The organism is Winogradskyella marincola (assembly GCF_029624125.1).
Taxonomy (GTDB): domain Bacteria; phylum Bacteroidota; class Bacteroidia; order Flavobacteriales; family Flavobacteriaceae; genus Winogradskyella; species Winogradskyella marincola.
On sequence record NZ_JARSBN010000002.1, the window covers coordinates 87,569 to 113,599 of the forward strand.

A 26,031-nucleotide genomic window follows, 5' to 3' on the forward strand; every position below is an offset into this window, starting at 1 on the left:
ACAGTATGAATTCTGTTTTGGTCTTTAAAACATCTATCACTTCAAATCGTGAAATCAAACAGTTAAAGCCTGTTTTAAATAGCTTAATTGCCAAAAATGGATATTGGAATTTTGACTTGGAAGATTGTGACAACATCTTCCGAGTTGAAACCAAAACCATTTCACCTCATGCCATTTCTCAGATCTTTAAAAGTCTTGGTTTTTCTTGTGAAGAATTGGATTAGAAAACCTATTTACGTTTTCTCTTCTTATACTTGACCTTATTTTTTCTTTGATTAAAAGGCACAGCATCATTAAAGGTATGCTTAGTTTTTCCTGGTTTATTCTTGCGCCATTTCTCTTCTTTCTTTGGCAATAGCACTTTCAATAAATCTTGACGACCTAATTTATTAAGCGTGTTTTTAATCCAAGCTTTGTTTTCATCCTTATACCAAAAGAAAAAACGATGTTGCTCGTCTTTTTCCTTTTTTGTTTTTGGTGTATTAACCTCTTTAAGTGTATACGGATGATAACCACTATAATAAATTACCGTTGCAACCGTCATTGGTGTTGGCGTAAAGCCTTGAACTTGCTCAAGCTGAAAGCCCATATCTTTAGTTTCGGCAGCAAGATTTGCCATATCTTCAACTTCGCAAGCAGGATGATTTGAGATGAAATACGGAATTAACTGCAGGTTCAGTTTATTCTTAATATTGATTTTATCAAAGCGTTCTTTAAACTTATGGAAATAACTAAACGAAGGTTTTCTCATAAGTTTCAAAACAGGATCACTGGTATGTTCTGGCGCTACTTTAAGTCGTCCAGAAACATGCTTGGTCATCACTTCTTCAGTATAATCATCTAACTCTTTTGGATCTGCGTTTTTATTGAATTCTGGCACCAACATATCATGTCTAATTCCAGAACCGATAAACGATTTTTTTACTTTCGGATGACTATCTACAGCCTTGTACAACTCGGTTAACGGTTTATGAGACGTATCTAAATTGCTACAAATTACTGGCGAAATACAACTTGGCGCGACACACTTATCGCATATAGCTTGCACCTTACCTTTCATTTGGTACATATTGGCACTTGGCCCACCAATATCAGACAAATAGCCTTTAAAATCTGGCATATTCGCCACTTTATCAACTTCTCTTAATATAGACTCTTTACTACGACTAGCTATAAATTTTCCTTGATGTGCCGAAATGGTACAAAAACTACATCCACCAAAACAACCACGATGAATATTTATAGACGTTTTTATCATCTCGTAAGCAGGAATTGGTCCACGCTTATTGTATTTTGGATGCGGTAAACGCGTATATGGCAAATCGAAAGAGGCATCAATTTCTTCCTCTGTCATTGTAGGATAAGGCGGATTTATCATCAGCATCTTATTACCTACTTTTTGGAAAATTCGTCTTGCAGCCAATTTATTTGACTCTTGCTCTATTACTTTAAAGTTAGATGCGTAAGCCTTTTTATCTTTTAAACAGGTTTCGTGTGAGGCGATTTCAACATCTTCCCAATTTTTATTTTTTGGAATATCGTTTTCATCATTAATAAGAATCGCTGTTTGGTTTACCGTATTAATACTTTCAAACGGCACACCACGTTCTAGTAAACGGACAATTTCACGAAGTGGCTGTTCGCCCATTCCGTAAACCAACATATCGGCTTTAGAGGTTTCTAAAATAGTTGGCATTAATTGGTCGCTCCAATAATCGTAATGAGTGACACGACGTAACGAGCCTTCAATACCACCAATTAAAACTGGTGTATCTGGCCATTTTTCTTTTAAAATTTTACTATAAACCGTAGATGCATAATCTGGCCTAAAACCAATTTCGCCATTTGGTGTGTACGCATCTTTATCACGACGTTTTTTGTTGGCGTTGTAATTACTAATCATAGGATCCATACAACCTCCCGTAACACCGAAGAACAAACGCGGCTTGCCCAACTTAACAAAATCCTGAAGATTATCGTTAACATTAGGTTGTGGCACGATAGCAACACGCAAACCCATACTTTCTAACAAACGTCCAATTACTGCTGGACCAAAGGTTGGATGATCTACATAGGCATCTCCGCTAAACAGGATAACATCTAGGTATTCCCATCCGCGAATTTTCACCTCTTTGTTTGTGGTAGGTAACCAACTAGAAAGTCTTAATTCTTCTTGCATAACGGCACAAAGGTAAATAGAAATTACTACTTAATTGCAAGCACTCCTGTTAAACCACACAAAAGCAACACAATAGCAGTAAATTTTAATGAAAAATTATAAATCGAGGGCTTTAATATTTTCTATACGGTTACGTTCTAGGAAATCATCAATAGTTTCAAAATGTTCAATAACACGTTGATTTTTAAATTCGAACACTTTTTTTGATAAGCCTTGAAGAAAATCACGGTCGTGAGATACTAAAATTAAAGTACCATCAAACTCTTTTAAAGCCTCTTTTAAAACATCTTTCGATTTTAAATCGAGATGATTGGTTGGCTCATCCAGAATCAAAAGATTTACAGGTTCTAATAGTAACTTCACCATGGCTAACCTCGTTTTTTCACCACCAGAAAGCACAGCAACTTTTTTATCGATATCGTCGCCTTTAAACATAAAACGACCCAGAATATTTTTTATTTGCGTACGAATATCGCCTTTTGCAACTTCATCAACCGTTTGAAAAATAGTTAAATCTTCATCTAAAAGTGCGGCTTGGTTTTGTGCAAAATAACCCACTTGAACATTATGACCTAAAGAGCAAGTGCCTTCTACATCAATTTGTCCCATAATGGCTTTTATCATCGTTGATTTCCCTTCACCATTTCTACCTACAAAACATACTTTTTCGCCACGAGCAATCGACATGTTTGCATTTTTAAACACTACATGATCATCGTATGATTTAGAGACATCCTTAACCGTTACAGGATAATCTCCCGAACGCTGTGTTTTTGGAAAACGCAGTTTTAAAGCTGAAGTATCAATATCGTCAACCTCAATAATTTCTAACTTTTCAAGCATTCGCTCTCTTGATGCCACCTGATTGGTTTTAGAATAGGTACCTTTAAAACGCTCAATAAACGCTTGGTTGTCCGCTATAAATTTTTGTTGCTCTTGGTAGGCTTTTATTTGATGCGCTCTTCTGTCTTCACGAAGTTGCAAATAATGGGTATAATTTGCTTTATAATCGTAAATACGACCCATCGTCACTTCTATAGTTCGGTTTGTAATGTTATCTACAAACGCTCTATCGTGCGAAATAACCACCACGGCTTTAGCTTTATTTACCAGAAAATCTTCTAGCCAAATTACCGACTCAATATCAATATGGTTGGTAGGCTCATCAAGCAGAATTAAATCGGGTTTTTGAAGTAAAATTTTTGCCAATTCAATTCGCATACGCCATCCACCTGAAAACTCGCTTGTTGGCTTATTAAAATCTTCAGGTTTAAAACCCAAACCTTTCAAAGCTTTTTCAACTTCGGCAGTGTAATTTACTTCTTCTAAAGCATAATATTTTTCACCTAAATCTGATACACGCTCAATGATTTTCATATAGTCTTCAGACTCGTAATCGGTTCTGGTTTCAAGTTGCTTGTTTAAAGCATCCATTTCGTCACGCATTTCAAAAACATGACTAAATGCTTTGGATGCTTCTTCTAAAACAGATGTATCATCTTCGGTTAATAAGTGCTGAGGCAAATATGCAATCACGGCATCTTTTGGTGCTCTAACATGACCTTTAGTTGGATTTTGTACGCCTGCAATAATTTTCATCATTGTAGATTTTCCAGCACCATTCTTACCCATTAGGGCAATTTTATCATTCTCATTTATAGTAAAAAACACATCACTAAATAAGGTGTGACCACTAAATTCTACAACTAAATTATCTACAGAAATCATAGCTTTAATTTTAAAGGCGCAAAACTACTAAAAGCCGAAAGATAAATCTTTGATTTTTTTGAAGTAATATTGCATTTTAAACCTGTTATGAGCATTATTTCAACAGACCTATCAAAAGCCATAGAACTTCTTAATAACGAAGAGCTTGTTGCTATACCAACCGAAACGGTTTATGGTTTGGCTGGTAATATATTTTCAGAAAAAGCGGTAAAAGCAATTTTTGAAACTAAAGAACGTCCATTTTTTAATCCGTTGATTGTTCATATTCCTAATATAGAGTATCTAGAAACCATTGTTGAAGCGATTCCTGAAAAAGCAAAACTCTTAGCTGAAGCCTTCTGGCCTGGACCAATAACATTGGTTTTAAAAAAGAAATCTATAATTCCTGATTTAATTACTGGTGGAAAAGACACGGTTGCGGTTAGAATTCCCAACCATCCAACTACTTTGGAACTTTTAAATCAATTAGATTTTCCGCTTGCCGCACCAAGTGCTAATCCTTTTAACCGAATAAGTCCAACCAAAGCTGAGCATGTAGAAAACTATTTTAAGGATAAAATACAAATGGTTTTAGATGGTGGAGCTTGTAAAAGTGGCATTGAATCTACAATTATCGGTTTTGAAAATGGTGAACCTATAATTTACAGGCTAGGCTCAACGTCTGTAGAAGCCATTGAAGCTGTAGTTGGAACTATTGAAGTTAAAAACAGTTCGGCTGAGCATGGTCGAAGTCAAAAAGAGGCTGCACCTGAAGCGCCAGGGATGTTAGAACGTCATTATGCGCCAAAAACCAAAACCATTCTCACCACTAACATAGCAGAAGCTATTGAGACCTATAAAGATTTAAAAATTGGACTTCTAACTTATAATGATATTTTGAATGATGATGCAATCGCATATAAAATTGTGTTATCCGAAGGTAAAAATCTAGAAGAAGCGGCTTCAAAATTATATGATGCTTTACATCAATTAGATCAACAACAACTCGATATTATTATAGCAGAACAACTACCAGATTATGGTTTGGGCAAATCTATAAATGACAGATTGCAACGCGCCACAAAGTAAATCTAACTTCAACCATTTTAAAACACCTGATTTTCAATACGAAAAAACATTTAATTAGAGTTTGCCAATCCAATTGTTTATCGTAAATTTGCAAACTCTTTTTCGGAAGAGGAATGTTTAATCTTTTGTACCCTAAGGTGCAATAATAAATCAAATTAGTGTGGATACATTAAGCTACAAGACAGTTTCTGCTAACAAAGCTACCGTTAATAAGGAGTGGGTTTTAGTTGATGCTGAAGGACAAACTTTAGGTCGCTTAGCTTCAAAAGTAGCAGTACTTTTAAGAGGTAAGCACAAGCCTAACTTTACGCCACACGTTGATTGCGGTGACAACGTAATTGTTGTAAACGCGGAAAAAATCAACTTAACTGGTAACAAATGGACGGAAAAAAGTTATATCCGTCACACAGGTTATCCAGGTGGTCAAAGAAGCTTGACTGCTACTGAGATGTTTGAGAAAGACCCAACCAGATTAGTAGAAAAGTCAGTAAAAGGAATGTTACCTAAAAACAAATTAGGAGCAACTCTTTTTAGAAACTTAACTGTTGTTGCTGGTACTGAGCACGCTCACGAAGCTCAAAAACCAAAAACAATTAATTTAAACGAATTTAACTAATGGAAGTAATTCACAAAATTGGCCGTAGAAAGACGGCTGTTGCCCGTGTATACGTTGCTGAAGGAAAAGGTAACATTACGGTGAACAAAAAAGACATGGCGGATTATTTTACTACTGCAACATTACAGTATAAAGTAAACCAAGCTATTGCTATGACTAACAATGATGGCAACTTTGATATTACTGTTAACGTATATGGAGGTGGTATCACCGGCCAGGCGGAAGCTATACGTTTAGCATTATCTCGTGCTATGTGCGAAGTAGATGCTGAAAACAGAGCAATATTAAAGCCAGAAGGTCTATTAACAAGAGATCCAAGAATGGTAGAGCGTAAGAAATTCGGTCAGAAGAAAGCGCGTAAGAAATTCCAGTTCTCTAAACGTTAATATCCAACAACACTTAATTCAGAACTTGACTTTTCAAGTTCTGGATTATTTTATTTTATTGAAATCCGCTGCATAGTGCAGCAAATTATAAACCAGTTATTGTTGTCCATGACTTTACAGTCAGGATTTAGTTTAGCATCTAAATGACTAAGGCAAATAAACCACTTAGCCATTGCTAATTCAACAGAACGTAAACTATACAAAAATGGAAAAAGTAGAAGTAAAAGAACTACTAGACGCAGGTGTACATTTTGGTCACCTAACACGTAAGTGGAATCCAAACATGGCTCCTTATATCTACATGGAGCGTAATGGTATTCACATCATTAACCTTTACAAAACAGCTGCTAAGATTGATGAAACTTGTGCTGCATTAAGCAAGATTGCTGCATCAGGTAAAAAAATCTTATTCGTAGCAACTAAAAAGCAAGCTAAGGACATCGTTGCTGAAAAAGCAGGCGCTGTAAACCAACCATACATTACTGAGCGTTGGCCAGGTGGAATGCTTACAAACTTTGTAACAATCCGTAAAGCTGTTAAGAAAATGTCTTCAATTGATCGTATGAAAAAAGACGGTACTTTTGAGTCATTATCTAAAAGAGAAAAATTACAGATAGACCGTCAACGTGCAAAATTAGAAAAGAACTTAGGTTCTATCTCTGATATGACACGTTTACCAGGCGCTTTATTTGTTGTAGATACTTTAAGAGAGCACATCGCAATTAAAGAAGCTCAAAAACTAAACATTCCAATCTTTGCAATGGTAGATACTAACTCTGACCCACGTCAGTTAGATTACGTTATCCCAGCAAACGATGATGCTTCAAAATCTATTAACAAAGTTTTATCTATCGTTTCATCTGCAATTCAAGATGGTTTAAACGAAAGAAAAGCTGAGCGTGCAGAAAAAGATAGCGGAAAAGCTAAGAAAGCTGCAAAAGCTACTGTAGCAGATCAAGAAGAAGAATAAAAAATAACATTTAGAAAATATATAAAAGTCGTTTAATTCGTTTCTTCGCAGAACATTAATTATTCGACTTTTTTAAATTAAACACTATGGAAAATACTGTAAAAATTACAGCAGCAGAAGTAAACAAGCTAAGACAAGCAACTGGTGCTGGTATGATGGATTGTAAAAAAGCTTTAGTTGAAGCTGGTGGTGATTTTGATAAAGCCATTGAAGTATTACGTAAAAAAGGACAAAAAGTTGCAGAAAAGAGAGCTGACAGAGATTCTTCTGAAGGTGCTGCTGTTGCTAAAATAAATGCAGACAACACTTCTGGTGTTGCTATCGTATTAGGTTGTGAAACTGATTTCGTAGGTAAAAACGAAAACTTCGTAAAATTAGCTAACGATTTAGCTGATGCTGCTTTAAATTTTGATTCTAAAGAAGATTTCTTAGCTTCTGATTTTGGTGGTATGACTGTTGCTGAAAAATTAGTTGAGCAAACTGGTGTAATCGGTGAAAAATTAGACATCACTTCTTTTGAGAAATTAGACGCACCATTTGTAGGACAGTACGTTCACATTAACAAAATTGCTGCTTTAGTTGGTTTATCTGCAAAAGTAGATAACGCTGATACTTTAGTAAAAGATATCGCAATGCAAGTAGCTTCTATGGGAGCAACTACATTATCTTACAAAGATTTTGATCCTGCTTATGTAGCTTCAGAAACTGAAGCTCGTATTGCTGTAATCGAAAAAGAAAACATAGAATTAGGTCGTTTAGGTAAAACATTAAAGAATGTTCCTAAGTATATCTCTATGGCACAATTAACTCCAGAGGTTTTAGCACAAGCAGAAGAAGATGCTAAAGCTGAGTTAAAAGCTGAAGGTAAGCCAGAACAAATCTGGGACAGAATCTTACCAGGTAAAATGGAGCGTTTTGTTTCTGACAATACTACTCTAGATCAAGAGCAGTGTCTATTAGACCAAAAATTTATTAAAGACGAAAAGAAAACTGTTGCTGAATACGTTAAGACATTTGGAGATGTTGAAGTAACTGGTTTCAAACGTGCTTCAGTTGGATAATTAATTATTCAAAATAATTTATAAAGCTAAAAGCCTTTCAATTTTTGAGAGGCTTTTTTTTGACATTTTTTTCACTTTTACAGATGCTAATAATTATGTAGCTTTGTTCAACTTTCAAAACAGGTATGAAATACAATAGAATACTACTAAAATTATCTGGTGAAGCCCTTATGGGAGAGCGCCAATACGGTATAGATCCTCTGCGTTTAGCCGAGTATGCCCAAGATATTAAAGCTATTACAGACCAAGGCGTACAAGTTGCTATTGTTATTGGTGGCGGAAACATATTTAGAGGTGTTGCCGGAGCCAGTAATGGTATGGACCGAGTGCAAGGCGACCATATGGGAATGCTGGCAACTGTAATCAACGGATTGGCATTACAAAGTGCTTTAGAAGATGCTGATATTCCTACCAGGCTTCAAACTGCAATAAAAATAAACGAAGTAGCAGAACCTTTTATTAGACGCAAAGCGATGCGTCATCTAGAAAAAGGACGTGTGGTTATCTTTGGTGGAGGCACAGGAAATCCTTACTTTACAACTGACTCTGCTGCTGTACTAAGAGCTATAGAAATTGAAGCCGATGTTATTTTAAAGGGTACACGTGTTGACGGTATCTACACTGCAGACCCAGAAAAAGATAGTACTGCTGTAAAGTTTGATCACATTACTTTTGATGATGTTCTTAGAAAAGGACTTAAGGTTATGGATACAACAGCTTTTACACTTAGTCAAGAAAATAAATTACCAATTATAGTATTTGATATGAACAAAAAAGGGAACTTACTAAAAGTAGTTTCTGGTGAGACCATAGGTACAGAAGTTAACCTTTAGGTTTTGGCTTAACTTTTGATAACTCACAATTAAAATTATAAAAATTATGGACGAAGACATTCAATTTATATTAGATTCTGCAAAAGAAGCAATGGATAATGCCGTAAAGCATTTAGAAAAACAATTGGTAAACATTAGAGCTGGTAAGGCAAGTCCTGCTATGTTAGGCAGTGTAATGGTAGATTACTATGGTTCTCAGACACCTATAAATCAAGTTGCAAATGTTAATACACCAGACGGAAGAACAATTTCTGTACAACCTTGGGAAAAAAGCATGTTACAAGAAATTGAGCGTGGTATTATGTTAGCCAACTTAGGTTTTAATCCTATGAATAATGGCGAAACTATAATAATCAATGTTCCGCCTTTAACAGAAGAACGTAGAAAGGATTTAGCTAAACAAGCTAAAAGTGAAGCTGAAGACGCTAAAGTTGGTGTTAGAAATGCACGTAAAGATGCTATGAATGACATCAAAAAATCTGATGTTTCAGAGGATCTGCAAAAAAATGCAGAGATCGACGTACAAGAACTTACCGATTCTTACGTTAAGAAGATAGATAAAATTCTTGATGTAAAAGAAAGTGAAATTATGACGGTATAAAAACCTTCATGTTTTCATTTTTTTATTTGGTAAGACTAATACCAATCTGAAATTAGTTTCAGGTTAAAAGCAGCGTATTTTATTTAGCTTTTAATATTAATCCATTTGCATGCTTAAGCAGTCTCTTGCTATTCTTTTATTTTGCTTTGCTACATTTTGCTTGGCACAGAATCCTGTTTCTAAAAAAAGTGATTCTGTTAAAATAGCCAGAGACTCTATAAAAAAAGCCGAGTTCCTTAAGAATTTAGGCAATGGATTTTTACCTACTAATTTTTTTGATCTAGACTTAAGGTACCTCATAAAGTTTAACCAATACGAAGGTTTTAGAACCGGTTTAGGAGGCACAACCAACAAAAGTTTTTCTGATCGCTATAGAGTAAACGGCTACCTTGTATATGGATTTAAAGACACCAGATTTAAGTATAGTATTGGTGGTGGATTTAGAGTTAATGAAGCCACCAATACTTGGATAAATTTATCGTATACTGATGATCTAAAAGAAACTGGTAGCTCAACATTTTTAACCGATAAACGTTTCTTTACTTTTTTTGAGCCTAGACTTTTAAACATTGATTTATTTCATAGATACATTACAAAGTCTATAGGTATACAACACAAAATATCTAACCACTTATTATCTGAAACACAATTTTCAGCAAGCAAAATCAATCCTACATACAACTACAATTTTGTATTAGGTGATGAGTCCTTTAATTCATTTGATTTAAGTACAGCCAAATTTAGTTTACAATGGAGTCCTTTTAGTAAATTTGAATTAAAAGAAGATCAAATTGTAGTAACCAGAGATGGTTATCCTAAATTTACATTACAAGTTACTCAAGGTTTTAAATCTGTTTTTGGTAGTGACTTTAATTTTTCTAAACTAGATTTTAGGACTATTCAGCAATTTACACATAGTAATGATTCTAAAACAAATATTACTCTTGTAGCTGGATTGGCAGGTGGCGAAACACCTCTTACTCATTTATATCACGCGTATCCAAATAACATTACTAAAGAAACCATATTGCAACGTTTTTCTGTTGCTGGTCTTAATAGTTTTGAGACTATGTATTTTAATGAATTTTTTAGCGATAAGTTCTCTACCCTCCAACTAAAACATTTCTTTAAGCCTTTTAAGATTACAGAACGTTTTAAGCCACAATTAGTTCTTATTTCTAGGTATGCACTAGGAGACATGAAAAGCATCAGCAGACATCAAGGTATTAGCTTTAATACCCTTAATCATCTCTATTCTGAGTCTGGTTTTGAAATCAACAGACTTCTACTTGGGTTTGGATTGAGTTTTGCCTATCGCTATGGAGCATATCATCTTCCTAATTTTGAAGATAATATTGCTTTTAAGTTTACTTTTAATATCTCTTTGTAAAAATCTTTATTAATAAAAAAAGCCCTTCCAAATTCTGGAAGGGCTTTTTTAATAGATATTAATTGATTTTGTTACCATCTTTATCAAAAAAATGATATTCAAGATATGTGTAAGCATCTCTAGGTATAATTTTTACCCATTTTTTGTGTTCAAAGAACCACTTTGTACGTACAGATGGATACCCTTTGGTTAAAAAGGCTGCTATAAAAGGATGTGCATTTAAGGTTATCTTTTTATAGTCTTTTTTAATAATCCTTTCTAGGTCTTGCTTAATACGTTGCACTACTTTAATTGGTGCTTCTATTTCGTCTCCACCTACGAGATTAGGATTTTCTTCTTTAGTTTTAATATTGCGCTCTGGCCTAACGCGTTGTCTGGTAATTTGCACTAAACCAAACTTACTCGGCGGCAATATTTTATGCTTTGCTTTGTCATCTTTCATCTCTTCACGGAGATGGTTGTAAAGTTGTTTTCGGTTTTCTGCTCTGCCCATATCTATAAAATCAACTACAATGATTCCTCCCATATCTCGGAGGCGTAGTTGACGGGCAATTTCTGTTGCAGAAATTAAATTTACTTCTAAGGCTGTGTCTTCTTGGCTTTTTTCTTTGTTAGAACGGTTACCACTATTTACATCTATAACATGCATAGCTTCGGTATGTTCTATAACAAGATAAGCACCTTTAGCCATAGAAACGGTTTTTCCAAAAGAAGTTTTTATTTGGCGTTCTATGCCGTATTTTTCAAAAACCGGAATACCATTTTTGTAGTACTTTACAATTGACTCTTTTTTGGGTGCAATTTTTTGCACGTAATCTTTTACTTGTATGTACAATTCTTCATCATCTACAACAATACCAGAAAATGAATCATTAAAAATATCTCTAAGAATAGAAGATGCTTTATTCATTTCACCTAAAACTTTTGTTGGGTGATGTGCTTTGTACAACTTTTTACACATTGCTGTCCATCTCGTCAGCAAGTTCTGTAAATCACTGTCTAGCTCGGCAACTTTTTTGCCTTCTGCTACAGTACGAATAATAACACCAAATCCTTTGGGAGTAATACTTTTTACTAATCGTTTTAGTCTGTCTTTTTCTTCTTGAGATTCAATTTTTTGAGAAATCGAAATTCGGTTAGAAAAGGGTACCAAAACAATATATCTACCTGCAATAGACAATTCTGAACTAATGCGAGGTCCCTTTGTAGAAATTGGTTCTTTTACTACTTGTACTAAAATTGATTGATTAGATTTAAGCGCATTGGCAATACTGCCATTTTTGTCTAAATCTTTTTCAAACGGAAAGTCTTTAAGACTGTAATCTCTTAATTTTCCTGTGCTTACACGTTTAATGAATTTTAAAAGCGAAGGTAATTTTGGCCCAAGATCATGATAGTGTAAAAACCCATCTTTTTCGTAGCCTACATTAACGAAAGCTGCGTTAAGTCCTGGAATAACTTTGCGGATTTTAGCAATAAAAATATCACCTACTGCAAAGTTATTATCTTCTTCGTCTTTGTGTAATTCAATAAGTTTTCCATCTTTTAATAAGGCAAAATCAACAATATCTGAACTCGATCTTACGATTAATTCTTTGTTCATGATGTTAATTTATATTCCGACAATAAACATCGGAATGGATTTTACTAAATTATTTTGACACAGGATTCCGATAAACATGTATCGGATAATCCAAACAAATTAAGATGTACTCTATTAATACATCTAATTTTATATCAAAGAACGTCTTGTAAAAACTGAAAAAAGTAGTTTAAAACTACTTTTTTCCAGCTTATTTCTTCTTGTGACGATTAGCGCGTCTACGTTTTTTACGCTTATGCGTCGCTACCTTGTGTCTTTTTCTTTTTTTACCACTTGGCATAATGAATAATGCTTTTTAAATTAATATTTTTTTTAATGTTTTTAGTTTACTTCAACATTAGATTTTACACCTTCTAAAAATACTTTAGCTGGTTTAAAAGCTGGTATGTTGTGAGCAGGAATCTTAATCGTAGTATTTTTTGAAATGTTACGACCTGTTTTCTCAGCTCTTGTTTTGATTATGAAACTTCCGAAGCCTCTCAAATAAACGTTATCTCCACTTTCTAGTGATGATTTTACTTCTTCCATGAAAGTTTCTACCGTAGCCTGTACGTCACCTTTCTCCATACCTAACTTATCAGATATCTTAGCTACTAAATCGGCTTTTGTCATTGTTATTAGTTTTAGGGTTACTATTAAAATCTTAAGGGATGCAAATATATGTAATTTAATTTCAATATTTCAAGCGTAATTAATTAAAATTTAACGCAATAAAGATTTAATTTTGCTCTATCATTTAAAAATTCAATGGATTTTAAAAACAAATTAACTAACTGGTATTCAGACAACAAAAGAAGCTTACCTTGGCGAAACACTAAAAATCCATACTACATTTGGCTCTCAGAAATAATTTTGCAACAAACACAAGTTAAGCAAGGATTACCGTATTATGAAGATTTTATTAAGCAATATCCTACTGTTTTTGATCTTGCAAATGCATCTGAAGAAGAGGTTCTGAAATTATGGCAAGGGCTTGGTTATTACTCCAGAGCAAGAAATCTTCATACTACTGCCAAACATGTAGCTTTTGAATTGGATGGTCGTTTTCCTAATAACTATAAAGACCTATTAAAGCTTAAAGGTGTTGGCGACTATACCGCAAGTGCTGTAGCCTCAATTGCATTTAACGAGGTTGCTGCTGTAGTAGATGGTAATGTTTACAGAGTTCTATCTCGATATTATGGTATTATAACTCCAATAAATTCTACTGATGGTATAAAAGAGTTTAAAAAATTAGCCTCTAACCTTATTGATAAGGAGCAACCTGCAACCTTTAACCAAGCTATTATGGAGTTTGGTGCCACACAATGCAAACCCAAAAACCCTAATTGTACTATTTGTCCGCTAAACGAAAGTTGTATGGCGCTTCAAAAAAATATGATTGAGTTTTTGCCTGTAAAGCTGAAGAAAACAAAAGTGAAAACCCGATTTTTTAATTTCTTAGTATGCATAGACAACAATAAAAATACACTTCTTGAAAAAAGAACCTCAAAAGGTATTTGGCAAAACTTATACCAGTTTCCTTTAATAGAATCTAATAAAAGTTTGTCTTCAGAAGAATTTCATTTACTCAATATAAAAGATTCTGTTTTAGACAATCTAAATTTTGACTACTCCTTATATAATATAGAAGATATAGTTCATAAACTATCGCATCAACATCTGTATACCAAATTCTGGATTATTGAAACAAAAGAATTGCCTAAAAAAAGCATTGCCATAAAGGAGATAAAAAAATATCCTGTTCCTGTACTTATTAGCTCGTTTATTGACGCTTTTAATTTCAATGATTTATAAGAATCACATTTTTTTCTTAATTTTAAATGTGTGATTACAAATTAAGTAACTTTGTAAGCTAAAACAATTTATAATTATGTCAGGAACATTGAATAAAGTAATGCTAATTGGGCATTTAGGAGATGAAGTAAAAATGCATTATTTCGATGATAAAAACTGCGTTGGTCGTTTTCCTTTAGCAACTAACGAAACTTATACAAACAAAACCACTAATGAGCGTGTTACTAACACCGAGTGGCACAATATAGTAGTAAGAAATAAAGCTGCAGAAATCTGTGAAAAATACCTTACCAAAGGAGATAAAGTATACATTGAAGGACGCATAAAAACCCGAAAGTGGACAGATGATAAAGGCATGGAGCGTTACTCTACAGAAATACAGTGTACAGACTTTACTTTCTTAACAAATAAAAACGAACAACAAGCACAGTCTTCTGTTGCTCAACAGCCATCTCAACCTCAGCAAGCTACTCAGAACAGCGCTGCACCACAAGAGGATGACGATTTACCATTTTAATTAAATTAGTTTTATTTTGGACCCAGAACCCTCGGTTTTACTTTCAAATTTATTAGTTACCAATACATCGTTTATAACTAGTATTATATTACTTGTTATACTATTAGCATGTTCGGCTCTTATATCTGGAGCCGAAGTAGCACTTTTTTCGTTAACCAAATCTAACATAGACAAAGGGCTCGAAGAAAATTCGTCTGCTATGCAGATTATTGCATCATTGCTAGAACGACCAAAAAAGCTACTGGCAACTATTCTTGTTGCAAACAATTTTATAAATATTGCTATTGTACTACTCTTTGCTTTCATAGGCGAAACACTTTTTAAAAATGTTACCAGTACATTAATGCGATTTTTACTAGAAGTGGTCTCTGCTACTTTTCTCATCTTGTTATTTGGTGAAATTATTCCAAAAATATACGCAAGTAGAAACAGCGTTAAGTTTGCTTCATTTATGGCAAGACCATTAAGAGTCTTAGACGTTATATTTTCTCCTATAAGCCTGCCAATGCGTTATACCACGTTGAAGATTCAGGAACGATTTGGAAAACAACGTTCTAATTTTAGTGTAGACCAGCTATCGCAAGCTTTAGAACTTACTAACGATGAAGACACCACACAAGAAGAACAAAAGCTATTACAAGGTATTGTGTCTTTTGGAAACACAGACACCAAACAAGTAATGCGTCCACGAATGGACTTATTTGCCATTAATATTGACACACCTTTTGAAACCATCATAAAAGAAATTATAGACAATGGATATTCTAGAATTCCTGTTTATGAAGAAAGTATAGATGACGTTAAAGGTGTACTCTATGTTAAAGACCTTTTGCCTCACCTAAACAAAAAAGAATTTAATTGGACCACCTTGTTAAGAGAGCCATTTTTTGTTCCAGAAAACAAAAAACTAGACGATTTAATGGTTGAGTTTCAAACTAAAAAAGTACATCTAGCAGTTGTTGTTGATGAATATGGTGGCACTTCTGGTTTGGTTTCTTTAGAAGACATTATTGAAGAGATTGTTGGAGACATTAGCGATGAGTACGATGATGAAGATTTAGTTTATACAAAGCTAGATGATAACAATTATAGCTTTGAAGGTAAAACACCTCTTAAAGACGTATACAAAATCATTAATTTAGAAGACAATGAAGCTGAAGATTTTGAAAACAAAAAAGGGGAAGCAGAAACATTAGCTGGTTTTGTTTTAGAAATATCTGGAGGTTTCCCAAGGGTTGGAAGTAAAATAAATTATAAAAATTACGTTTTTACTATTGAAGCCTTAGAGCGCAAGCGTATTAAACAGATTAAGTTTACGCTTTTGAGATAAAATATTGAAGTTTAAAATTTAAAAGATTCCTACTTACTGCAAAAGTTATATGAAACGTATAGTATTACCAATAATAAGTCTTTTCATGCTAGGTTGTGGCAATGATCCATTACCTAAGCCAAAAGGCTATTTACGATTAGAGTATCCTGAAGCTGAATATAAAAAAGTAGAATCCTCTTTACCTTTTTCTTTTGACAAAAATGCTTTTTCTGCTTCGGTATCAAAAGCTAAAACCTCTGGAAACGTTAAGGGAATAAACGTTAAATACCCTTCTCTAAAAGCTACAATATACCTTAGCTACAAAAAAGTTAATAAAGATAATTTAGACAGCTTACTACGAGATGCTCAAAACCTTACTCAAAAGCACACAATGAAGGCTGATGAGATAACTTACAAGCCTTTTGAAAACACTAAAGACAAGGTCTATGGTATGTTATATGAAGTAGGTGGAGATGCAGCTTCTCAATCCCAATTTTATGTTACAGATAGCACAGAACATTTTCTTAGCGGCTCACTATACTTTTATGCCAAACCTAACTATGATTCTATCTATCCAGCATCTGAATACCTTAAAAAAGATATTAAACGCTTGATGGAATCTATAAAATGGATAGAGCATTAATAATGAAAATATACAAATAAAAAAAGCAGCCAATTGGCTGCTTTTTTTATTTGTATAATGATGAGAATACTTAGTCTTGATAAACCCATTCACCACCCATTTTTATAACAGCAAAATCTTCAGTACCGTTACTACCATTGTATATATCAATAGTAACAATATATTTTTGCTCTTCTTCTGCAGATGGGTCTAATTCGTCTAAAACAACACTTATAGCATCTAAAACCATAGCATTAGTCCACTCTGCTGGGTTTCCTGATCTTCTGTCCATGTTACCATAGTTTTCCATACTTGTTGTAGCTTCTGGATAAACAGAACCTAATTCTGCAACTATAGTAGCATAATCTCCAGGAGTCATTGTGTATCTTATTGTGTTGTCTGGTACCCAAACACCATCTTCGAAACCAAATTGTAAAGTTGTAGAAACTACACTCTCATGACCTGACCATACACCATTCATGTACATATAAGAATTACCTCTTATTTGAGCTCCACTTGAACTTGAGTAATAATCATAGATTACTAATAACTCATCTTCTTCTTGAGCATATGGGAATGTTAATTCTAAGAATGTTGGTAAGTAATTGTCTGGTGGAATAGAACTTCCGAAATTATCGTACTGACCTGGTTGACCAGAACCTTCACCCATAGAATCAAAATCATTAGAGCTTAAGTAATAAACACCTTCAACAGCTTCCCAAGCACCACTTGTATACACAAAGTACTCACCTTTAGAGTTTGTATCTCCAGTAGCACCTAATGTCTTTATTTTTAAGCTTTCGATTCTCCATCTTGCAGCATCAGAATCTGTAGACTCGTATCTAAAAGCAACATTAACAACTTGTCCGTCATATGCAGAAAAATCATAATCTTCTGAAGATGCCATATCACCTGTTGCAGGATTTGCTAAAGTAATTTCGTCCCAAGTAGCAGCTAATACATCACCTGAATAATCTGTAGATACATATATCTTTAATAAAGATGCATCACCAGCATAATCTAACTCTTGAGTAATTTGAAACTTAAGATCACTTTCTCCTGTTAAATCAATTGTTGGAGATACTAACCACTCTGTGTTTGCAACTTGACCACCGAAGTAACTATTACCTTGAACATAACCTGATTGAGAAGTCCAAACTTCGTCACCACCAAATTCTTCAGAAACTGTCCAACCCTCAAAACTTCCTGCAAAGTTATAAGATACTAAGTCTGCTAAACCAACTTCTGGCTCTTCAGTATATTGGTCATATTTAGCTAAAACTATTTGTCCTTCTACTGGACTAGCAACTTGTGCATCAAGAATTGCTGGTATTTCATTTGTTGCATCTACATCTGGATAAAATCCAAAAGCATCACTTCCTGCAGTTGCATAATCTGAGTTTGTAAACTCGTATATGTCAGCATTTGTGTAATCACTAACACCTTCTGCACTACCAATATATAAGTCGTATCCAACTAATACTTGAGAACCTTCTCCCCAAAATGGATACATTTCCTCTAATAATTGAGGTATAGAGTCCTTAGCTTGTTGTTCTGAGTCGAAACTTCCAAAACCTAAACCTAAGGCATCATAATCATCACTAGTTAACGTGTAACTATCAGTACCAACAATTGGATCAGCACTAGTATCTAAGCCATCATAGATGTCTTCCATTGGATTACAACCTACGAAGATTGTTCCAAAAATTGCTAAGCAATAAAATATTCTTTTCATTTTAATTGTTTTTTTTAAAAGTTAACTCTAAGACCTACACTGTAAGTTCTTCCTGGACCAAAATAAACTTGCGCTGTTGAAGCTGTACCGTCTATATCATTAGCATCTGAAACATACTCTGTGTTAAACACGTTGTTAATTTTACCTGTTAAAGTAGCCTCAAATGATCCCATTTGGAAGGTATGTCTCATACCTAAATCAAATAAACCAAAATCTGGAAGTTTCCAAACATCGTTTGTATTGTTACTACTTCTATTTGTTACATCATAAGAAGCGTAGTTATCTCCTGCAAAGTTATAATCAAAATAAATATTAGATTTTGGTGCTAATTTGTAATCAGCTCCTAAAGCAAATGTAGTTTGTGCAGCATCACCTACTTTAATACCATCTGCATATACTTCTATAGGATCTCCTACTTGCTCACCTGCTTGGTCTCTTACGATTGCAGAAACGTTGCTTTTCCATTTCCAGTCACCTAATGAAGCCATACCTGTAACAGTTAACTCATCAGTTGCTTTATATCTAAAATCTAATTCTATACCTTGGTGTAATGCGTCTATACCTAAAACATTGTAGAAAAAGATATCGTCACCTGTTCCTATTGATCCTGAATAAGATTTATCTAACCAGTTTGTGTAATAAATGTTTACGTTAGCGCTTAATTTTTCGCTACGGTAACCATATCCTAATTCTGCACTAAATACTTTTTCATTAACTGCATCTTCGTTAGCATCTATACCATCTTCATCTAAAAATACAGAATCTAAAAACGGAGGTCTTGAGAAGTAACCTACATTAACAAAAATATTGTTGTTAGCGTCTAAGTTGTAGTTACCACCACCTTTGAAACCATATCCTAAAAAGTCTACAGCGTCTGATGATCTACTACCTGTTATAGTATTGTTCATAAACTCCTTTTGTTTATAACTACTGTTAGAAACATCAGCAGCAACAAAGATATTGAAGGCATCAGTAACCTGATATTCTGCTTGACCAAAAAGTCCGTATCTTATTACTATACCATCATAGTCTTTATTGTACTTATCACCAACTTTTAATGGTTTTCCAAAAGCAAATGTATCTGTTTCGTTATCTAAGAAGAATTGACCTCCTAATAAATCATCTACTTGGTACCAGTGAGAACCTACATAGTAACGACCATCAAAACCACCTGAGATTGTTAACGCGTCATTAACTCTGTTTTTGTAAGTAGATAAAACACCAAACCATTCGTGAGAGTTTCTAGAAGAAGAGATAATATCTGTAGATCCGTTTACACCATTAGCCCTGTTTTCTTCAACGATTCTATCAAAATCTATTGGTTGTAAACCTGAAGATCCTATTCTGTATTCATCAGAACCGATTTTAGTTCCTTCATCTCTTCTACCTCCACCAGAACCGAAAGAAGCGTAAACTGCAGTAGATAAAGCCGACTTTTCATTTATATTCCATAAGTGGTTTATAGACATTTGTGGCTTGTGGTAAAAGTTGAATGATTGGTGGTAAACCTCACCATTTTTATATCCCCAATCTTTGTTAGCTCTTCTTGGTCCTGAGTCCGTTGCTTGAAGCTCTGCTATTGTAGAACGGTTATAACGTTGACCATGCTCTTGCTGAGCACCAAAAGCAGTAAAAGATAATCTGTGAGCATCATTTATTTGTTGAGATAAACTAACAAAATAATTGTATCCTGAAAACTCTGTACCGTCTACATAACCTTCACCGCCAATTTTTGAAGCACTAACTGTAGCAGCAAATCCTTTGTCTGTAAGACCTGTTGAGTAAGTCATTCCGTATTTTAAATAACCATTGTTACCTACGCTAGACGTAATACTTCCTCCTTTTACAGCATCTGTAGTTTTAGTGATAATATTTATAGTACCACCTACAGAAGATACAGCTACTTTAGAAGCACCTAATCCTCTCTGAACCTGCATTGTTGATGTTACATCACCTAATCCTGCCCAGTTACTCCAGTATACTGCACCATTTTCCATGTCATTTACAGGTACACCATTGATCATTACAGCAACGTTTTCAGAATCAAAACCTCTTAAGTTGATTCTACCATCACCATAACCACCACCAGCTCTTGTAGCATAAACACCTGGTGTGCTTTTTAAAATTTCTGGAAATTCTTGAGTACTTAACTTTAAAGCAATCTCACTAGACTTAATAGTAGAAACTGCAACAGGAGTCTTTCTGTCAACTGCAACAGATGCTACAATCATTATTTCATCAAGACCAACCTCACTAGATACTAAAGTTATTGTACCTAAATCTGCGTCTCCATTGTAAGCTATAGTTTGGCTAACATAACCTACATAAGAGATTACAACCTCACCAGAACCAGACTCTGCAGTAATTGTAAAATTACCATCAAAATCAGTTGTAGTACCATTGGTAGTCCCTTTTACTATAACATTAGCTCCAGGTAATGGCGAATTCATATCACCATCAATCACTTTACCTTTAATGGTACTTTGAGCATACATAACTGTTGAGAACAATGTCAAAACAGCAATACATAAAAATTGATTAATTTTTTTCATTATGAAATTTAAGTTAATTGGTTTTTCATCAGCGCAAAATTACGCATTACGCTAACTGTAACATTAACTAAATGTTAACAATTAGTCGCCATGAAGTTAATTGTAAAATCAACAATATTATGCACGCACAATTAAAATTTATTAAAATTTTTTAACAAATCTTAACAATTTTTCTTATAAAAGTTAACTAATTCTTGTGTAGAAGCGTCATGAGAACCCAAAATATCATTACTTGTAAGCTCGTTTAGAATTGTCTTAGCTAATTGTTTACCTAGCTCAACACCAAACTGATCATAACTGTATATGTTCCAGATAATGCCTTGTACAAAGATTTTATGCTCGTACATTGCAATTAACTTTCCTAGACTTTCTGGTGTTAGTTTTTGAATTAACAGTGAAGTTGTTGGCTTGTTGCCTTCAAAGATTTTAAATGGAAGTAATTTTTGTTTTTCTTCTTCAGAGAGTGTTGTTTTTTCTAGCTCTGCTGATACTTCTGCTTCTGTTTTACCATTCATTAATGCCTCTGTTTGTGCAAAGTAGTTAGACATTAATTTATCATGATGCTCTTTATTGCCGTGAAGCGATTTAATAAAACCTATAAAATCTGCAGGTATCAATTTAGTACCTTGATGTATCAATTGGAAGAAGGCATGCTGTGAGTTTGTACCTGGTTCTCCCCAAATTATAGTACCAGTTTGATAATTCACATTATCTCCTGCTCTATCTACATACTTACCGTTACTTTCCATTATACCTTGTTGCAAATAGGTAGCAAACTGATTAAGATATTGCGTGTATGGTATAATTGCTTCACTTTCGGCATTAAAAAAGTTATTGTACCAAACTGTTAGCAATGCGGAAATAACTGGAATATTTTCTTCAAAATCGGCTGTTTTAAAATGCTCATCCATTTTATGAGCACCAGATAATAAGCTTTCAAAATTATCGTATCCTATTGCTAAACTAATAGATAGTCCTACAGCACTCCATAATGAAAAACGACCTCCAACCCAGTCTTTCATTGGGAAGATATTGTCTTCATTAATACCAAATGCTTTTACACTCTCTATATTAGTAGAAACAGCAACAAAATGTTTAGCAATTGCTTCTTCTGGTAAAGTTTCTAAAAACCAAGCTCTAATAGAGTTAGCATTAGATAGAGTCTCTTGTGTTGTAAATGTTTTTGAAACAATAACGAATAAGGTTGTTTCAGGGTTTAAGTGTTTAATAACCTCTTTGTAATGGTCTCCATCTACATTACTTACAAAATGTGTATTTAAATGATTTTTGTAATACTGCAGAGAATCTACTACCATAGCTGGCCCAAGGTCTGAGCCTCCTATTCCAATATTTACAATATCTGTTATTGATTTTCCGGTGTGTCCTTTATGACTACCACTTACTACAGTATCGGTAAAATCTTTGATTTTTTGTTTTACCTCATAAATACCTGGCATTACATTAACACCTTCTACAAAAACCTCAGCATCTTGTTTGGCTCTCAGTGCTGTATGCAACACTGCTCTCCCTTCTGTTGCGTTAATGATATCACCTTCAAAATACTTTGAAATAGCATCCTTTAAATCCACCTCATTAGCCAGCTCAATTAGAGAATTGAGTGTTTCTTTGGTAATTCTATTTTTTGAAAAATCTACATAAAAATCCTCCCACTCAACTGTAAGCTCTTCTGCTCTTTTTGGGTTAGACTCAAAAAGTTCCTTTAAATGCGTAGTTTTAATGGTCTCAAAATGGGCTTGTAATTTTTTCCAAGATTCTGTTGCGGTTGGGTTTGTAGATTTAAGTGCCATTATTGTATATCTGTTGTATTGTCTTCTGTAATTGTGTTTTCTGTTTTTTGAGTTCCGGTTTCTAAAAAGAAAATATTATCAAGCTGCTGTTTTATTGGCTTGATGTGATCTAAATATTTAGTTTTTAGACTATCTGAAATTGGCTCTGCTTCTGGTAATTTTTGTTTAAAAGGATCTACTTGTTTTCCGTTTTTCCAAAAACGATAGCAAACATGCGGACCTCCTGTGTTTCCCGTCATTCCTACCCAACCAATTATATCTCCTTGCCTAACATACTGCCCTTTTTTTACATTTTGAGCTTTCATATGAAGGTATTGCGTAGAGTATGTTGCATTGTGCCTAATCTTTACATATTTGCCATTACCTCCTCGTCTTGTAGATTCTATAACTGTTCCATTTGCTGTTGCCATAATTGGCGCACCTACAGGTGCTGCAAAGTCTGTTCCCTTGTGAGGTCTTACTTTGTAACCGTAATAAGCAATTCTTCTATTAAGATTGTAACGAGACGATAATCTACCAAACTTTACTGGCATTTTTAGGAAGGCACGTCTTAAGTTTTTGGCATCTTCATTAAAGTAATCTACAATGTTTTTAATAGAATCTGTTTTGAACTGAAAAGCATATAACGAATCTCCATTATGCTCAAAATAAGCTGCTTTTACATTATGAACTCCTGCATATATAGTATCGTTAATATACTTATCTGTGTAAATCACCTTAAACCTATCACCTGGCTGTAAGCGTCTAAAATCTATAGTCCAGGCATAAATATCATCTGCCATTTTATAAGCCAAAACCTGACTTAGACCTTTATTTTCTAAAGTCTCAGAAATATTATTTTCTATAACACCTGTAGCTGTTTTTTCTACATAAGTTATAGGTTTTGTACGCGTGTATACTTGTATAGAATCTTTAAAATCTATAACCACATAGTCTTCTAAGTTCTGTTGATAAATGAAGGTTGTCGGTTTTTGAATACTATCGTTAATTCGTTTTTTATCGAACAATAAAGTGTAGGGTTTACCAACTTGAAGTTTTGTAGCTATATCAAAAGTATCTTTAGCTTTTTCTGCTATTTGAAATATTTCTGGATAGCCAATATTGTTTCGTTCTAAGATAATACCAAAAGTATCTCCTCTTCTTACTGTATCTCTTTTGAATTCGAATTTTTTTAGGTCAAACCCAAATTCTAATATTTTTTCTTCTTGCTTCTGCTCTGCAACTTCCTTTTTATAGTTTTCTGCTGAATTATCCTCTTTACATGCAACAAAAAACATCGCAAAAACAGCAAGTACTATTAATCCTTTTAAACGCATTAATTGCTAATTAAATATTATTTCCCCAATTCTCTAATTCCTCTTCTGACCATAAATCTGGAAAGAAAATACGTCTTTGATATCTTGGGTGCATGTATTTTTTCCAGTCACTTCCTCCTGTAGCTTCTCCATCACCCATACCACTCTCAATGTAGTGTCTTGCCGCATTGTAATGCGCCATTACCCATGTTACATTTACTGTATAATCAAAATGACGCATCGCTTTTACAAGATCTTTGTCTTTTTGATCTTCTTCTGGCAGCTCCTTAAAGCGTGTCCATAGATTTTTGGTATTGTATTTTTCCATAAATCTTAAGAACTCTTCTTTGTAGCGCTTTTCAAAATTAACTAAAAGTGTAGATTTTTTTCCTGTGCTATGATCTTTTCCTGCAGCTTGCCAATACAAATGCTCAAAAGCATGAGTATATGGTGTATTTCTATCTATATTAGCTCTAAACCTATAATCTATAAGATTAATTAACTCCGTTGAAGCAAATTCTATAAGCCTATACTGTGCACTTTGAAATCCGCTGGCTGGTGTTAATGTATATCTAAACTTCATATACTGCTCAACTTCCATACCTTCTCTCATAATATTGAAAGACGTAGTGAGCATATCAAAATAACGACTTATGCGCATTATTTTATTTTCAAAGAAAACAACATTAAGGTCTTCTTTTTCTGCTACTTGAGATATTTCCCAAAGTATCATCTTAAAAATAAGCTCGTTAATTTGATGGTAAGCTATAAACACCATCTCATCTGGAAGCGTAGTACGCTGTGTCTGAAGACTTAACAACGCATCGGTTTGTATATAATCCCAATATGTAATCGGCTTGCTATATAGCAAGCCGTATAAATGGTCATCTGTATCTTGGTCTATTTTAACATACTTCTCTTGAAGTTGTTTTAAAATCTCATCGAAATTTGGTTGGTCTGACATAAATTAATTATCGTATACTATCGGAAAGGAATGTTTCAATCCTTTAAATTGTACTAAATCGGCACGCAGTGAACCAACTGCTAAATCTGCCTTTATCTTTAGTGGAATTTTATTTTTATCTGCACTGACCCACAAAGTTAAACTTTCTTCTTCTTTAAACACACGTCCAGCCATAACATATGGTCTAAATTTTAAAGATTTAACTTTTACTTTAGAGTCATTAATATCTACTTTTACGGTTTCTCTGCCTAAGTACTTGAGCTTAAAGCCATAGTTTTCTTCATCAAAAAACATATTGGTTTTTATTTCATCACCAATTTTTAGCTCATCTATGTTTATACTATTTCTTAGATAATAGTACATAGACACCATATCTTGCACATCTTTTTCTGTTGAAATGGTTTTTGTTTTTTTGTGTTTTTTGTTATTAACAACAGCTTTTTGTTCTTGATGATTAAACTCAATCTCAATATCTTTTGTATGGCCGCCTTCATCAATCTTTCTTATAAACTTATATGGCACACCTGTTTCTTTATCAAAATAACTCTCGTAGCGATCTCTTACCTTGAAGAATAGATTAACTGCTCCTGTTGTTTTGCCTTTACCAACAACATGATATACCGATTTGCCATTAAGCTTTCTTTCATCTACTTTTAAGGTCGCTTCACCTGCCTTAAACCAACCACTATAACTCATCCTAAACTTAAACCATTCACCAGATTGAAACGCAGTTTCTTGCTCTGGACTTGGTGCCTTAAGACTAATTAAAAAAACTAATATTGTAAGTACGTACTTCATAATTTTGCGATTTGTAAATTTAACTAATGTTACTCAATTTTCGGGTTACATTTAACTTAAATACAATTACTATTCCAAATCTATTAAAACCCTGAAATACAAGCAAAAACATTAGGTTAATTTATTGTTTTTTGTTTCAACACTCGTAACTATGGTATTTACGAGCACAAAAAAGCAAAACATAAAACATCTTGTAATA

23 protein-coding genes are annotated in these 26,031 nt (G+C 34.0%); 13 read left to right on the forward strand and 10 right to left on the reverse strand.

The window, feature by feature from the left end; translation table 11 throughout:
- Positions 1-5: 5 nt before the first annotated feature.
- Entirely contained in the window at positions 6-224 is a 219-nt protein-coding gene (locus P7122_RS03625) for a hypothetical protein (protein WP_278004418.1), read from the forward strand.
- 5 nt (positions 225-229) lie between these two features.
- On the opposite strand, the gene P7122_RS03630 is transcribed toward P7122_RS03625, so the two are convergent.
- Complete coding sequence (locus tag P7122_RS03630; RefSeq protein ID WP_278004419.1) at positions 230-2,179, reverse strand: YgiQ family radical SAM protein; 1,950 nt, start codon at positions 2,177-2,179, stop codon at positions 230-232.
- Positions 2,180-2,275: 96 nt separating this feature from the next.
- Entirely contained in the window at positions 2,276-3,907 is a 1,632-nt protein-coding gene (locus tag P7122_RS03635) for an ABC-F family ATP-binding cassette domain-containing protein (RefSeq protein WP_278004420.1), read from the reverse strand.
- Positions 3,908-3,994: 87 nt separating this feature from the next.
- Here P7122_RS03635 and P7122_RS03640 point away from each other — a divergent pair, with 87 nt between their 5' ends.
- From P7122_RS03640 to P7122_RS03675, 8 genes are all read left to right on the forward strand, one after another.
- On the forward strand, positions 3,995-4,975 hold the full coding sequence (locus P7122_RS03640; RefSeq protein WP_278004421.1) for an L-threonylcarbamoyladenylate synthase: 981 nt from the start codon (positions 3,995-3,997) through the stop codon (positions 4,973-4,975).
- Between the two features lie 160 nt (positions 4,976-5,135).
- A complete protein-coding gene (rplM, locus tag P7122_RS03645) occupies positions 5,136-5,591 on the forward strand; it encodes a 50S ribosomal protein L13 (RefSeq protein ID WP_278004422.1) in 456 nt (151 codons plus the stop codon).
- Entirely contained in the window at positions 5,591-5,977 is a 387-nt protein-coding gene (gene rpsI / locus P7122_RS03650) for a 30S ribosomal protein S9 (RefSeq protein ID WP_278004423.1), read from the forward strand. Before rplM ends, rpsI begins: the two co-directional genes overlap by 1 nt.
- A gap of 205 nt (positions 5,978-6,182) precedes the next feature.
- Complete coding sequence (gene rpsB, locus P7122_RS03655; protein WP_278004424.1) at positions 6,183-6,947, forward strand: 30S ribosomal protein S2; 765 nt, start codon at positions 6,183-6,185, stop codon at positions 6,945-6,947.
- A gap of 86 nt (positions 6,948-7,033) precedes the next feature.
- Positions 7,034-8,008, forward strand: a complete 975-nt coding sequence (gene tsf / locus P7122_RS03660) for a translation elongation factor Ts (RefSeq protein WP_278004425.1) — start codon at positions 7,034-7,036, stop codon at positions 8,006-8,008.
- 125 nt (positions 8,009-8,133) lie between these two features.
- Positions 8,134-8,841, forward strand: coding sequence for a UMP kinase (gene pyrH, locus P7122_RS03665; RefSeq protein ID WP_278004426.1), 708 nt, complete (start codon positions 8,134-8,136; stop codon positions 8,839-8,841).
- A gap of 46 nt (positions 8,842-8,887) precedes the next feature.
- Positions 8,888-9,442 (forward strand): ribosome recycling factor, encoded by a 555-nt coding sequence (gene frr / locus P7122_RS03670; protein WP_278004427.1) that lies wholly within the window; start codon positions 8,888-8,890, stop codon positions 9,440-9,442.
- Between the two features lie 109 nt (positions 9,443-9,551).
- Complete coding sequence (locus P7122_RS03675) at positions 9,552-10,832, forward strand: DUF5686 family C-terminal domain-containing protein (protein ID WP_278004428.1); 1,281 nt, start codon at positions 9,552-9,554, stop codon at positions 10,830-10,832.
- A gap of 58 nt (positions 10,833-10,890) precedes the next feature.
- Here the strand turns inward: P7122_RS03675 and P7122_RS03680 are convergent, their stop codons facing one another.
- Together P7122_RS03680 and P7122_RS03685 are read right to left on the reverse strand one after the other, a co-directional pair.
- Complete coding sequence (locus P7122_RS03680) at positions 10,891-12,435, reverse strand: Rne/Rng family ribonuclease (protein ID WP_278004429.1); 1,545 nt, start codon at positions 12,433-12,435, stop codon at positions 10,891-10,893.
- 321 nt (positions 12,436-12,756) lie between these two features.
- Positions 12,757-13,047, reverse strand: a complete 291-nt coding sequence (locus P7122_RS03685; RefSeq protein WP_076619727.1) for an HU family DNA-binding protein — start codon at positions 13,045-13,047, stop codon at positions 12,757-12,759.
- Between the two features lie 135 nt (positions 13,048-13,182).
- On the opposite strand from P7122_RS03685, the gene mutY reads away from it, so the two are divergent.
- The 4 genes from mutY to gldD all read left to right on the forward strand — a co-directional run bounded on the left by mutY (position 13,183) and on the right by gldD (position 16,701).
- Positions 13,183-14,232 (forward strand): A/G-specific adenine glycosylase, encoded by a 1,050-nt coding sequence (gene mutY / locus P7122_RS03690; RefSeq protein ID WP_278004430.1) that lies wholly within the window; start codon positions 13,183-13,185, stop codon positions 14,230-14,232.
- 76 nt (positions 14,233-14,308) lie between these two features.
- Entirely contained in the window at positions 14,309-14,749 is a 441-nt protein-coding gene (locus tag P7122_RS03695; protein WP_278004431.1) for a single-stranded DNA-binding protein, read from the forward strand.
- Positions 14,750-14,765: 16 nt separating this feature from the next.
- Positions 14,766-16,079, forward strand: a complete 1,314-nt coding sequence (locus tag P7122_RS03700) for a gliding motility-associated protein GldE (RefSeq protein WP_278004432.1) — start codon at positions 14,766-14,768, stop codon at positions 16,077-16,079.
- Positions 16,080-16,128: 49 nt separating this feature from the next.
- Complete coding sequence (gene gldD / locus P7122_RS03705; protein ID WP_278004433.1) at positions 16,129-16,701, forward strand: gliding motility lipoprotein GldD; 573 nt, start codon at positions 16,129-16,131, stop codon at positions 16,699-16,701.
- Between the two features lie 70 nt (positions 16,702-16,771).
- Here the strand turns inward: gldD and P7122_RS03710 are convergent, their stop codons facing one another.
- The 6 genes from P7122_RS03710 to P7122_RS03735 form a co-directional block, all read right to left on the reverse strand.
- Positions 16,772-18,415 (reverse strand): choice-of-anchor J domain-containing protein, encoded by a 1,644-nt coding sequence (locus tag P7122_RS03710; protein WP_278004434.1) that lies wholly within the window; start codon positions 18,413-18,415, stop codon positions 16,772-16,774.
- A 14-nt stretch (positions 18,416-18,429) separates the two neighbouring features.
- On the reverse strand, positions 18,430-20,967 hold the full coding sequence (locus tag P7122_RS03715) for a TonB-dependent receptor (RefSeq protein ID WP_278004435.1): 2,538 nt from the start codon (positions 20,965-20,967) through the stop codon (positions 18,430-18,432).
- Between the two features lie 161 nt (positions 20,968-21,128).
- Positions 21,129-22,775, reverse strand: a complete 1,647-nt coding sequence (pgi, locus tag P7122_RS03720) for a glucose-6-phosphate isomerase (protein WP_278004436.1) — start codon at positions 22,773-22,775, stop codon at positions 21,129-21,131.
- On the reverse strand, positions 22,775-24,091 hold the full coding sequence (locus tag P7122_RS03725) for a M23 family metallopeptidase (RefSeq protein ID WP_278004437.1): 1,317 nt from the start codon (positions 24,089-24,091) through the stop codon (positions 22,775-22,777). Before P7122_RS03725 ends, pgi begins: the two co-directional genes overlap by 1 nt.
- Positions 24,092-24,101: 10 nt before the next feature.
- Positions 24,102-25,034 (reverse strand): tryptophan 2,3-dioxygenase family protein, encoded by a 933-nt coding sequence (locus P7122_RS03730; protein ID WP_278004438.1) that lies wholly within the window; start codon positions 25,032-25,034, stop codon positions 24,102-24,104.
- A gap of 3 nt (positions 25,035-25,037) precedes the next feature.
- Entirely contained in the window at positions 25,038-25,832 is a 795-nt protein-coding gene (locus tag P7122_RS03735; RefSeq protein WP_278004439.1) for a DUF3108 domain-containing protein, read from the reverse strand.
- Between the last annotated feature and the right edge of the window lie 199 nt (positions 25,833-26,031).